The organism is Stenotrophomonas sp. KH_036_B, from assembly GCF_057839485.1.
The window spans coordinates 2,388,454-2,401,035 of record NZ_CM174491.1; the positions used below are offsets into that span (position 1 = coordinate 2,388,454).

10 protein-coding genes are annotated in these 12,582 nt (G+C 70.0%); 7 read left to right on the forward strand and 3 right to left on the reverse strand.

Annotated elements, in window-relative coordinates:
• Positions 1-200: 200 nt before the first annotated feature.
• From AC3ITN_RS10720 to AC3ITN_RS10730, 3 genes are all read left to right on the forward strand, one after another.
• Entirely contained in the window at positions 201-2,945 is a 2,745-nt protein-coding gene (locus AC3ITN_RS10720; RefSeq protein ID WP_489390471.1) for an autotransporter family protein, read from the forward strand.
• A 47-nt stretch (positions 2,946-2,992) separates the two neighbouring features.
• On the forward strand, positions 2,993-3,439 hold the full coding sequence (atpC, locus tag AC3ITN_RS10725; protein ID WP_489390472.1) for an ATP synthase F1 subunit epsilon: 447 nt from the start codon (positions 2,993-2,995) through the stop codon (positions 3,437-3,439).
• Positions 3,440-3,682: 243 nt separating this feature from the next.
• On the forward strand, positions 3,683-6,367 hold the full coding sequence (locus tag AC3ITN_RS10730) for an autotransporter family protein (protein ID WP_489390473.1): 2,685 nt from the start codon (positions 3,683-3,685) through the stop codon (positions 6,365-6,367).
• A 77-nt stretch (positions 6,368-6,444) separates the two neighbouring features.
• Here the strand turns inward: AC3ITN_RS10730 and AC3ITN_RS10735 are convergent, their stop codons facing one another.
• Together AC3ITN_RS10735 and AC3ITN_RS10740 are read right to left on the reverse strand one after the other, a co-directional pair.
• Complete coding sequence (locus AC3ITN_RS10735) at positions 6,445-6,750, reverse strand: DUF3817 domain-containing protein (RefSeq protein ID WP_313341887.1); 306 nt, start codon at positions 6,748-6,750, stop codon at positions 6,445-6,447.
• 86 nt (positions 6,751-6,836) lie between these two features.
• Positions 6,837-7,598: an SDR family NAD(P)-dependent oxidoreductase gene (locus tag AC3ITN_RS10740; protein ID WP_489390474.1), complete on the reverse strand. Its 762-nt coding sequence runs from the start codon at positions 7,596-7,598 to the stop codon at positions 6,837-6,839.
• A gap of 98 nt (positions 7,599-7,696) precedes the next feature.
• Here AC3ITN_RS10740 and AC3ITN_RS10745 point away from each other — a divergent pair, with 98 nt between their 5' ends.
• The 4 genes from AC3ITN_RS10745 (at position 7,697) to AC3ITN_RS10760 (ending at position 11,575) form a co-directional block, all read left to right on the forward strand.
• Entirely contained in the window at positions 7,697-8,605 is a 909-nt protein-coding gene (locus AC3ITN_RS10745; RefSeq protein ID WP_489390475.1) for a LysR family transcriptional regulator, read from the forward strand.
• 130 nt (positions 8,606-8,735) lie between these two features.
• A complete protein-coding gene (locus AC3ITN_RS10750) occupies positions 8,736-9,512 on the forward strand; it encodes a DeoR/GlpR family DNA-binding transcription regulator (protein WP_489390476.1) in 777 nt (258 codons plus the stop codon).
• 10 nt (positions 9,513-9,522) lie between these two features.
• Positions 9,523-10,668 (forward strand): MFS transporter, encoded by a 1,146-nt coding sequence (locus AC3ITN_RS10755; protein WP_489390477.1) that lies wholly within the window; start codon positions 9,523-9,525, stop codon positions 10,666-10,668.
• Between the two features lie 88 nt (positions 10,669-10,756).
• The gene (locus AC3ITN_RS10760) at positions 10,757-11,575 is read left to right on the forward strand and encodes an isocitrate lyase/PEP mutase family protein (protein WP_489390478.1); all 819 of its coding nucleotides are present in this window, start codon (positions 10,757-10,759) and stop codon (positions 11,573-11,575) included.
• An 18-nt stretch (positions 11,576-11,593) separates the two neighbouring features.
• Here AC3ITN_RS10760 and AC3ITN_RS10765 read toward each other — a convergent pair whose 3' ends face one another.
• Complete coding sequence (locus AC3ITN_RS10765; protein ID WP_489390479.1) at positions 11,594-12,511, reverse strand: M14 family metallopeptidase; 918 nt, start codon at positions 12,509-12,511, stop codon at positions 11,594-11,596.
• Positions 12,512-12,582: the final 71 nt, after the last annotated feature.

Here is a 12,582-nt window from a genome sequence, read left to right on the forward strand (position 1 = left end):
ACAGCTCGCATTTGGCTGTGCGTCGTTTCGGGTCGCATCACGTGTTCCAGTGCACAGACCAAGGGTGATGCACGCAACAATTTGCATGGATCAGGACGGCACAGGATCGCACCATTGCGCGCTGCCCCGACCCGACCACCACCGCTGCAGTGCTGCGGCAGGGTCCGGCGCCTTCGTCCGTCAATCGAGCCCTCCCCCACATGCACGTCCCTTCTCCCTGCGGCGGTCGCCGCACGCTGCCCTTTGCGATTGCCCTCACGCTGGCCACGCTGCCCGCCGCCGCCATGGCCGGCTCACTGACTGGACCCGAGGACAATCACACGGTGCAACCGGGCGATGACCGTGAGTCCTGGACCGTGGCCAACGGCGCCACCCTCACCATCGAACCCGGCGGCGCAACCGGCGGCGTGGAACTGGACTACGCCAACCTCATGGGCGCGGACGTGGACATGGCAGGTCCGTTCGGGATCCGGGCCTCACACGACAGCCGTATTTCCATTGCGGCCGGGAAGATGCACCTGAGCTCGGCCGATGCGGTGGCGGCTGTCATCGCCTCCCGCAGTTCGGCGACGATCAACGATGTCACGGTGAGCTCGGAGGGCAGTGGCTTTACGGTCGTCGACCTCGGCAGTGCGCTGTACATGAACCGCACCACGATCCATGCCGCCGGTGCGGCGCTGACGGTAGACAACGGCGCCACCCTGGGCGCGGACCGGTTGGAGGTGCACTCGGACACCTTCGGCCTCCAGATCGGGTCCGGCGGCGGCGAGGCCCAGCTTACCGATGGTTACGTCTCCGGCGACGTCGCGGCCGTCCGCATGGACGCAGGCAGCCTGGTGACATTCGACACAATGCTCGACTCGGCCCAGGGCACCGCCCTGATCCTGGCCGGTGATGCAGCCGAACCTGGCGTGGCCCCCATCGCACGCATGAGCCGCGGGAGCCTCACCGGAGCGGTCGGCGCCAGCGTCGCGAACGCGTCGCTCCTGCTGGGCGGCACGCGCGTCTCGGCAGCGGAGAGCACCCTGCCCGACGGCGGTATCGGCATGCACCTCAGCGATTCCACGCTGCTGGCCAGCGACGGGGCCCACATATCCGGCTTCAACACCGGCATCCGCCTCTCCGGCAGCGGCGAAGGCAGCAGCAGCGTCAGCCTTGACCGCTCGTCGGTGACGTCGGAGACCGGCCCGGCCATGGACATGCAGCCCGGTGGAACGGCCACCATCGAGATCTACAACGGCTCGCGGCTCGAGGGGGGCAATGGCGTGGCGCTCAGTGTCGGTGCGGGGGCCAGCGTTGATCTTCGCGTGGAAGACGCGACGGTCGCTGGCGACATCCGGGTCGACGCCTCGGGCCCGCAACGCGCCGAGGTGGATATCCACCTGGGCCAGGGCGCACAGCTGGAGGGCGCCATCGTCAATGGCAACCAGCTCGATCTGGCGGGCGGCGCATGGCAGCTTGCCGGCGACAGCAATGTGCAGCGGCTGTCCCTCGACGACGGCGCGTCAATCACGCTCGGCAACGGCAGCCGGTTCCACACCCTGCGCGTCGCCGGCCACTATGAGAGCCACGGCGGCACCGTCATCTTCAACACCGTGCTCGCCGACGACGACGCCGCCACCGACCGGCTGATCATCGAGGGCGACAGCACTGGCCAGACCCACGTACGCGTGAACAACATGGGCGGCGCGGGCGCGCAGACCGGGCGCGGCATTCCCTTGATCCAGGTGGCCGGCGCCTCCAACGGCAGCTTTGACCTGAGCGGCCGGGCGGTCGGCGGTCAGTACGAGTACTTTCTGTTCAAGGGCAGCGAAGACGGGCACTGGTACCTGCGCTCGGTGCTGCCGGACGAGCCTGAAGGTCCCTCACTTCCAGACCAGTGCGCGCTCGACCCGACCCTGCCCCAATGCGTGGCGGATCCCGTGCCCGACCCCGACCCGGTTCCCGATCCCATTCCGGACCCAGACCCCACCCCGGACCCGGCGCCGGTTCCGGACCCCGATCCGGAGCCGGCACCGCTTCCCGTCCTGCGGCCGGAGGCCGGCGTCTACCTGGCCAATCTGCATGCGGCCGAGGGCATGTTCGCGCTGGGCCATCACGCCCGCGCAACCGGCCAGCCAAACGCACGGGCGTGGGCACGGGTGGACGCCTCGCGCGACCGCTTCGGCGCGCAGGGGCAGCAGCTGCGGCTGCGCGGCAACAGCCAGGCCACGACCGTGGGCGCCACGGTGCTGGGTACCCCCGGGGGCAGCGCAGCAGGGCTGATGATCGGCAGTGGCACCGCCTCGACCACCGCCACCAGCGGCTGGACCGGCTACGGCGCACGCGGCAGGGTCCGTGGCACGGCCGTGGGCGCGTATGCCACCTGGCGCCCTGGTGCGGTCACGGACGCGGCCACCGGCTTCCATCTGGATGGATCGGCACAGCACGTCCGCTTCACCAACCGCGTCGAGGGCACCGCGCTGGCCACCGAGCGCTACAACAGCAGTGCCTGGCAGGCCGCGCTGGAGGCAGGCCACGCATTCGGCGTGGGCGGCGCGGGTCCAGGCAGCGTTTACATCGAACCGCAGCTGCATGTCGGCTATACCCGCTGGCGTACGATCCGCCACACCGAGCGCAATGGCACGGCCGTGACCGCCGGTGACGACAGCGGGCTGCTGGGCCGGGTCGGCGTGCGGCTGTCTGCCGTTGCGCACTGGCGCGACACCCCGGCCGTCCTGCAGCCCTACGTGGCCGCCCACTGGGCCGGTGGGCGCGCCGGGGGCACCCTGAGGATGGACGCCGAAACCGTCGACGCACGCCTGCCGCGCAACCGGGGCGAGCTGAGTGTGGGTGCCGCGTTCAGGGGCGCTGCTGGCGTCGGCGCGTCGGCCGCCTGGTCGGGTCGGTACGCGTCCGGCTACCGCCAGCACGGCGCGCAGCTCGTGGTGCACTACCACTGGTAGGGCGGCATGCCCGGTAAGCTGTGGGCACGCCTCCACGAAGACCCGCCATGGCGTCACCTCCCCTGCCCGCGCTGCTTGCCGATGCGCACGGTTTCTCCCTGCAGATCATCAGCCTGGTCGGTGAGCTGTGGACGGGCGACGTGCGCGAGGTGACCCTGCCCGGCAGTGAAGGCCGCTTCGGCGTGATGGCGCAGCACGCGCCCCTGCTGGGCACCCTGCGCGAGGGCATGGTCTCGGTGTACCCGGTGGAACCCGAGCCGCCGCTGCACGTGTACGTGTCCGGCGGCTATGTGGAGGTGCAGCCTGGCAGGGTGATCGTGCTGGCCGACCTGGCCCTGCACAGTGACGACCTGGACCAGGCCCGCGCGCAGGCCGCCGGTGGCGCCGCCCGCTCGCCGATGGCGGTGGACTTCACCGATGACGGCTATGCCCGACTGCACGCCGAGCTGATGCACCAGCGCACCCTGCAACTGCGTGGTCTTCCCTGGAAATAGCGGCGACCCACCCCGTCGCCGCAGCGTCGCGGGCAGCTCAAAAGGCCGAATACGTTATTCACGCGCGCTCGACATAGGCGTGCTCATGCTGAACAGGCGAGAGTCATTAGTGACGTGTGCAACATGTTGCATGGTCCAGGACAGGACGCAATCGGATCATTCCGATCCTGCCCGGGGCCTTGGTACTGCGTTGTGGTGCTACGGGGGTCTACCGGTCCACCTGTTCCGTTACGGAGTCCTGCCATGAACCTCACGTCCACGTGCGGCCATCGCCGCGTGCTGTCCACCGCCATCGCCCTGACCCTCGCCGCGCTGCCGCTGGCCGCCAGCGCAGGCTCGCTGACCGGCCCCGGCAGCACCCACACCATCAATCCCGGCGACGCCCGTGAACTGTGGAACGTCGAAGACGGCGCGGAACTCACCATCGCTCCCGGCGGCGCCACCGGCGGCGTCCAGGTCGACAACGCCCGCGTGATCGGTACCGGCGTGGACATGACCGGGCTGTTTGGCATCCGCGTCGCCAACGGCGGCGAGGCCACCCTCAACGGCGGGCAGATGGTGTTCACCTCCAGTGCCAGCGATGCGGGCGGTGTGTCGTCCGGCAGTCGCATGCGCATCGACGCGATGACCGTCACTTCAGCCGGTCGCGGCTTCGCCGCCACCGGTGCAGGCAGCGAACTGATCCTGGGCAACACCGTCCTCAGCACCGGCGGCGAAGCGCTGCAGGTCAGCGATGGTGCCCGGCTGGTGCTCGACACGGTCACCGCCAGCTCGGACGGCAGTGCCGGCGGCGCCCTCGGCTATGCGCTGGATATGGACGGCGGCCGCGCTGAGGTCACCAACAGCACGCTGTCCGGCACGACGGCCGGCATCCGCATGGACGACGGCACCCTGTTATTGACCGGCTCCACCGTGCAGTCCAGCCGCACCGGGCTGATCCTGAGCGGCACCCCGAACGGCAGTCCGTCCTCGCCCGTCGCCGAGGTATTCGACTCCAGCATCCTCGCGGCCAACGGGGCCACGCTGGGCCGCAATGCCACGCTGACCGCCTCGGGCACGCGCATCCGCGGTGACGCCAGCCTCGGCGGCGGCACCGCCAGCGGGATCGGCGTGGATCTCACCGATGGCCGCTTCACCGCCCTCCAGGGCAGCAGCATCGAAGGCAGCACCAGCGCGATACGCCTGGCCGGCAGTGCGGCCGGCACCAATACCGTCGACATCAGCGCCTCCAACGTGCGGTCCGACACCGGGCCGGCGATCAGCATGCAGCTGGGCGGCAACGCCAACATCACCCTGCGCGACGGCGCGCGCGTGGAAGGCGGCAACGGCGTCGCGCTGGATGTGGGTGCGCTGGCTACCGCCAATCTGGACGTGGCCGGTTCCCAGATCGTCGGCGACATCGTCGGGCGGACCCAAGGCACCAACAACCGTGCGACGGTGAATGTGAATCTCACCGACGGCGCCACGCTGCGCGGGGCCATCGTCAACGGCACGGACGTGCAGCTGGACGGCGCCGGCTGGCTGCTGACCGGCGACAGTTCGATGCAACAGCTCACTGTGGGCGGTGGCTCGGTCATCGAATTCGGCGACGGCACCGCCTTCCACACGCTGCAGGTCACCGGCGACTACGCCGGCGGAGGCGGCACCCTGGTGTTCAACACGGTGCTGGCCGGCGATGACGCCGCGTCGGACACGCTGGTCATCGGCGGCGACAGCAGCGGCCAGACCAACGTCAGGGTCAACAACGTGGGCGGCGTCGGCGCACTGACCAGCCAGGGCATCGAGCTGATCGATGTCGCCGGTGCGTCCAACGGCACCTTCGATCTGAGCGGGCGCGCGGTCGGCGGCATCTATGAGTACTTCCTGTTCAAGGACGCCGGCAATGGCAACTGGTACCTGCGCTCCGCGCTGGAGCAGGTGCCCAGCCTGCCCGACCAGTGCGTCATCGACCCGCAGCTGCCGCAGTGCGTGGACCCGCCGACTCCGGACCCCGAGCCGGTTCCGGTGCTGCGCCCCGAACCGGGCGCCTACCTGGCCAACCTGCAGGCCGCCGAGGGCATGTTCCGGCTCGGCTATCACGAGCGCGAGGCCGGCCAGAACGGCGGCCGCGCGTGGGCCCGCGTGGATGGCTCACGCAACCGCTTCGACGCCGACAGCCGCCAGCTCGACGTGCACGGCAGCAGCCAGGCGCTGAGCGTGGGCACCGCATTGCTGCGCACGCCGCAGGGCAGCGGTGTGGGCGTGATGCTTTCCAGCGGCAACGCCAGCAGCACCTCGACCAGCGAGCTCACCGGCTACGCGGCACGCGGCAAGGTCCGCGGCACCGCGCTGGGCGTTTACGGCACCTGGCGTGCCGGCGGCAACGGCGACCCCTACGGCGGCTTCTACCTGGACGGCTCGCTGCAGCACGCCCGCTTCAGCAACCGGGTGGAAGGCACCGCACTGGCCACCGAACGCTACGACAGCCGCGCGTGGCAGGGCGCGCTGGAAGTGGGTCATGCCTTCCGCATCGGCCGTTCGGGCAGCGCCAGCATGCTGTTCGTGGAGCCGCAGCTGCAGGTCGGGTACACCCGCTGGAATGACGTGCAGCACCGCGAACAGAACGGCACGGTGATGACCAGCGACGACGCCAACGGCGTCTTCGGCCGGGTTGGTGTGCGCGTCTCCGGGGTGACCCGCTGGGAGGGCTCGGCCGCACGCGTGCAGCCGTATATCGCGGCCCATTGGCTGCGCACCGGTGCGGATGCGCGCGTACTCATGGACGATGAGCGTGTCGATGCGCGCATCCCGCGCGACCGCGGCGAAGTCAGCGCGGGCGCATCGATCACCTTCGCCGGCGGCTTGGGCGCCTGGGCCGGCCTGGCGCTGCAGCAGGGCCAGGGTTATCGACAGCGCACCGCGCAGCTGGGAATGAGCTATGAATGGTGACAGGAGAGCAGCCACGCAGGGCGTGGCTCTACCCTGCGCCGTCGTGCCAGTCCCTGCCTGGCCACGCATGCAGCGGGTCAGCGGGCGGACAACAGCCCGCGCCGCTTGAACCACCACTCCAGCGGCAAGGTCACCAGCGGCGGCACGGCGGCGAGCAGTGCCAGCCCTGCGGCCCACCACGGCCAACGCAGTTTCACCGCCGCCAGCACGGTGACCACCACGTAGACCATGAAGGCCACGCCGTGCACCGGCCCGAACAGCGCCACGCCGGCGGTGGTCGGCACCGCCGCGTGGTACTTCCAGTACATGCCGACCAGCAGGCCGGCCCAGGTGAACGCTTCAAACAGGGCCACAACAGCAAATACACGACCCATCGGATGCATCGGAACAGTAGCGCGCAAGACGATCTCGGCAACGGCGGCAAGACCGGCCATCATACCGGCTTGCCGCGAATGCAACGCGTTCGCAGTCAGACAAACATGCCGCCCGACGCTTCCACCCGCTGCGCGTTGATCCAGCCGGTCTGCGGTGACAGCAGCGCCACCACCACCGGGCCGATGTCATCCGGCTTGCCGGCACGCCCCAGGGCCGTATTGCCCGCCACCATCGCGTTGATCTTCTCGTCGTCGCGCACGTGCCCACCGCCAAAATCCGTTTCGATTGCGCCCGGCGCCAGCGTGTTGGCGCTGATGCCGCGCGCACCCAGTTCCTTGGCCAGGTAACGGCTGAAGACCTCAATGCCGCCCTTCATCATTGCGTAGGCCGAACTGCCCGGCAGCGAGAAGCGGGCCAGGCCGCTGGACACGTTGAGGATGCGGCCGCCGTCGGCCAGCAGCGGCAGCAGCGCCTGGGTCAGGAAGAACGGGCCTTTCAGATGCACGGCCACCAGGTGGTCGAACTGTGCCGGGGTGGTGTCGGCGATGCTGGCGTAAAGGCCCTCCCCTGCATTGTTGAGCAGCCCCTGCAGCGCCGTTTCGCCCCAGGCCTGCAGCTGCGCCTGCACCGCCGCTGCGAACGCGGCGAAGCCGTTGCTGTCGGCCATGTCCAGCGGCAGTGCCGCCGCACGCCGGCCCAGTGCCTCAATCGCGGCGACAACCTCGTTGGCGGCGTCGGCCTGGTTGCGGTACGTCAGGATGATGTCGGCGCCATCGGCGGCCAGCGCCAGTGCCGCGTTGCGGCCCAGGCCACGGCTGCCGCCGGTGATCAGTACGGTACGGTGGGAAGCGGTCATGTCGGTCTCCTTGAGGGGGTGGAAGCAGACTATTGATATTGCGGCTCCGCATAAATCGCGCGATCCTGATTTGACTGTCCAACCAGAGCGAACAATCGATGGATCGGCTCGACCAGCTGCGCAGCTTCCTGCGCGTTGCAGAACTGGGCTCCTTCACGGCCGCCGCCGACCAGCTCGGCCTGCCCAAGGCCAGCGTATCGCTGGCCGTGCAGCGGCTGGAAGCCGAGGTGGGCGTGCAGCTCCTGCATCGCACCACGCGGCGGGTACGGCTCAGCGCCGACGGCGCCCAGTTCCAGCAGCGCGCCCGCGACCTCCTCGATGACATGGAAGAGCTGCAGGGCATGTTCCGCCGCGACACCGGCCAGCTCAAGGGCCGCCTGCGCGTGGACATGTCCAGCGGCCTGGCCCGCCAGCTGGTGGTTCCGCACCTGCCGGTGTTCCTGGCCCTGCATCCGGAACTGGAGATCGAGCTGAGCGGCACCGACCGCCGCGTCGACCTGGTCCGCGAGGGCTTCGACTGCGTGGTGCGGGTCGGCCCGCTGGACGACAACACCCTGGTGGCGCGCCCGCTGGGCGTGATGCACATCGTCAACTGTGCCAGCCCGGGCTACCTCGCCGTGCACGGCGTGCCGCAGACGCTGGACGACCTGGCGACGCACGCACTGGTCCACTACGTGGGCACGCTGGGCCAGCGCTCGCCGGGCTTCGAGTACCACGATGGCGAGGACTACCGCTGCCTGCCGATGCGTGGCGCGGTCACGGTCAACAGCGGCGAGGCCTACAGCGCGGCGGCGCTGGCCGGGCTGGGCATCATCCAGGTCCCGCGCCTGGGCGCGCGCCGGGCACTGGCCACGGGGGAGCTGGTGCAGGTGCTGCCGCAGTGCGTGTCCGAGCCCATGCCGGTCACGCTGCTGTACGCGCAGCGCCGCCATCTGCCGCGCCGGGTGGCGGCGTTCATGGACTGGATGGCGGCGCTCTTGGTGCCTGAGCTGGAGCGTCCGGACTGAGGGTCGTGCACGCGCATGCACGTTAATGCATGTTTGTGCGCATATCGGGTAGACTTCGGCCCGATCCGCTGCGTGTTCGCGCCTGTACTTGCACGAATGCCCCGGCCACGGCCCCTACCGAGACCCGCCCATGACACCCGACACCCTGCCTGGGGAACGCCAACAGACCATTCTCCGCCTGCTGCGCGAACAGGGGCGGGTGTTTTCGGCGCAGTTGGCGCTGCAGATGGCCGTCTCCGAAGACTCCATCCGCCGCGACCTGCGCGATCTGGCCAGCCAGGGGCTGTGCCGCAAGGTCCACGGTGGCGCACTGCCGGCCGCGCCGGACTTCCCGCCCCTGCCCGCGCGGCACGCACAGCAGGCCGCGCAGAAACGCGCACTGGCTGCCGCGGCGGTGGCGCAGGTGCGTCCGGGCAACTGCATCCTGCTCGATGCCGGGTCCACCAACAGCGCCATTGCCGCCTGCCTGCCGCAGCAGCAGGGCCTGCATGTGATCACCAACGCACCGGACATCGCGCTGGCGCTGATGGCCCGTGGCGGGATCGAGGTCAGCCTGATCGGCGGGCGGCTGGACCCGCGCGCGGGCGCGTGCATCGGCGCGCAGGCCCTGGAAGCGGTGAGCGGCCTGCGTGCCGACCTGTGCTTCATCGGCACCTGTGCGGTGGATGCGGAAGCAGGCCTGTGGGCCATCGATGGCGAAGAGGCCCCTCTCAAGCGCGCCCTGCTGGCAGCGAGCAGCCGCTGCATTGCGGTGGCCACCAACGACAAACTCGGCACGCAGGCAGCGTACCGCGTGGTCGGGGCCGAGCAGATCGACCTGCTCGTGATCGAACACGATGCCCCCGATGCGCAGGTGCAGGCCTTCCAGCGCCGCGGCATCGACATCCAGCGCGCTGCGCCGTACTGAGGTTGCCACGATGACCGTCACCGCCTTGCCTGCCCGCGCCGCGCGCGCCGAACAGCATGCCACCCGCGCCGCCTTCTTCCTGCCCGGCTTTGCCACCGCGGCATGGGCGCCGCTGGTGCCGTTCGCCAAGACCCGCACCGGCCTGGACGAGGGCACGCTGGGCCTGGTGCTGCTGTGCCTGGGGGCCGGCTCGCTGCTGGCCATGCCACTGGCCGGCATTCTCGCGGCCCGCCATGGCTGCCGCGCGGTGATGATCGTCACCCTGCTGATGGTGATGGCCAGCCTGCCGCTGCTCGCCATTGCGCCCTCGCCCTGGACGCTGGGGCTGGCGCTGTTCGTGTTCGGCGCGGGTGTAGGCGCCTGCGACTGCACGATGAACATCCAGGCGGTAATGGTCGAGCGCGACAGCGGGCGCCCGATGATGTCCGGCTTCCACGCGTTCTACAGCATCGGCGGTGCGGTCGGCGCCGCGGCAATGACCGTGTTGCTGTCACTGCGGTTGCCACCGCTGTGGGTGTGCGTGCTCGCGTCGATCACGATGGTCGGGGTGTTGGTGGTATCGGTGCCGTACTGGCGGCGCGACCGCGCACCGAGCGGCGCCCCGTTGTTCGCGGTACCGCACGGCGTGGTGCTGGCCATCGGCGTGCTGTGCTTCATCGCCTTCCTTGCCGAAGGCGCCATGCTCGACTGGAGCGCGGTGTTCCTGCATGAAGTGCAGCGGGTGCCACCCGACCGCGCCGGCCTCGGCTTCATGACCTTTGCCATCGCCATGACCATTACCCGCCTGGTTGGCGATGGCGTGGTGGCCAAGCTTGGCCGCCTGCGCGCGATCCTGCTCGGCAGCATCGTCGCCGCCGCCGGCTTCGGCATCGCCACCTTCGCCAGCGCGCTGCTGCCGGCACTGGCGGGCTACGCGCTGATCGGCCTGGGCTGCGCCAACATCGTGCCGGCGCTGTTTTCCATGGCCGGCAACCAGAAGGCGATGCCGGAAAGCCTCGCCATCCCGGCGATCACCACCCTGGGGTATGCCGGGGTGTTGGCCGGGCCGGCGTTGATCGGGTTCGTCGCGCAGGGCAGCAGCTTGGTCGTCGCCTTTTGTGCGGTCGCTGCGGCGTTGCTGCTGGTGGGCGTGAGCGCGAGGTGGGTCCGCGCGTGACACGGCGGCCGACAGCGTAGAGCCACGCCCTGCGTGGCGGCGGTAAACCGCCTACGATGCCACCACGCTCCCGAGGCAAGGCCACCCCATGTCCGATGATCTCAACCACCGCCGCGCCGCCTTCCGCGCCCTGCACGCCGATGGCTGCTTCGTGCTGCCCAATCCGTGGGACATCGGCAGCGCCCGCTACCTGCATGGCCTGGGCTTCAAGGCCCTCGCCAGCACCAGTTCGGGCGTGGCGTGGAGCCTCGGACGCGCGGATGGCCAGCTGTCGCTGGACGAGACCCTCGCCCACCTGCGCGACCTGGTCGCGGCAACACCGCTGCCGGTGAACGCCGACGTCGGCGATGGCTTCGGCACCGATGGCGCTGGCGTCGAAGACGCGGTGGCGCGTGCCATCGCGACCGGTGTCGCCGGCATCTCCATCGAAGACGCCAGCGGCGATCCGCTGCATCCGCTGCGGCCGCTGGACGACGCCGTATCCCGCATGCGCGCCGCCCGCGCCGCGATCGACCGCTCCGGCGAAGACGTGCTGCTGATCGGGCGCGCCGAGAACTTCTTCGTCGGCCGGCCCGACCTGGACGACACGATCACGCGCCTGCGGGCCTACGCCCAGGCAGGCGCAGACTGCCTGTATGCGCCAGGCATCAGCACCCGCGAACAGATCGAGGCCGTCGTCGCCGCCGTCGCGCCGAAGCCGGTGAACCTGCTGGTCGGCGGCGCAGTACCGTTCACGCTGCAGGACATCGCCGCGATGGGGGTGCGCCGGGTCAGCGTCGGCGGCGCCATGGCGCGCACCGCCTGGGGCGGCCTGATGCGCGCCGCGCAACAGATCCACGACGAAGGCCGCTTCGACGGCTTCGCCGATGCGGCCAGCGGCGCCGTGCTGAACCAGCTGTTCCGCTGACGGCCCGCTCCGGGTGGATCAGTGCGCCAGCGCGTACTCGATCGCCGCGCACACCGCCGCGACCTGCGCATCGTTGCACTGCTGCGGCGTGGCGCGCGGGCTGTCCGGGTACACCTCGGTGGTCGTGGTGTAGGTCGCGCCGGTAATGCTGGCGCACAGCCCCAGCTTCTTCAGCGGATACTCGATCACCCCCGGGGCGACGACCGGTGATCCGATGATTTCGTTATGCGCGTCAGCCGGCGCGATATGCGTCACCTGCCCCACCGCTGCATTGACCGCCTGCTGGAACGCCGGCTGCGGGTTCTCGCTGTCGTCCACCAGATAGAAGCCGTCCGGAATGCCGCCCGGCTCGAACGGCTTGCCATCGCGGGCGGCCAGTGCCGGGCGGAATTCGCTCTCGTCGCTGTCGGTGGTCTCATGCAGGTCGATATGCATGCGCATGCCCTCGCGCAGTGGTGCCACCAGCGCCATCAGTGCCGCCGATTCCTGCGCCGGGCTGTCGGCCACGAACGAGCGGTTCGGGTCGATCGCATCGGCATTCCAGCGCTGGATGCGCTCATAGCCCCAGGGGCTCACGCACGGCGCCACCAGCACGTTGGCGCGGCCGGCGTAGTCCGCCGCGCGGGTCGCCAGGAACTGCAGCGCGCCTTCCACGCCGCTGGTTTCGTAGCCGTGCACGCCACCGGTGACCAGCACCGACGGCAACGCCAGGTCCCAGTCACGGCTGCGCACGGCGAACAGCGGATAGCGGTCCGGCGCGTAGTCGAGCGTGCCGTACTGCACCACGTCGAACCGGTCGCGCAGTGCCTCCAGCACCGGCAGCACATCGTCGGCATAACGCCGCACCGGCACGTGACGCGCCCGCCATTCCGCCTTCTCGGCCGCGCCCCAGGGCTGGCCCGGGGTACCGATGGGATAGAAGCGGGTGTCGTTCATGGCAGGGCTCGCGGTTGTCTCGGAAGAACGCCGATTTTAGCCTGTACGCGCGTGCCACGTTGCCTCGCAGC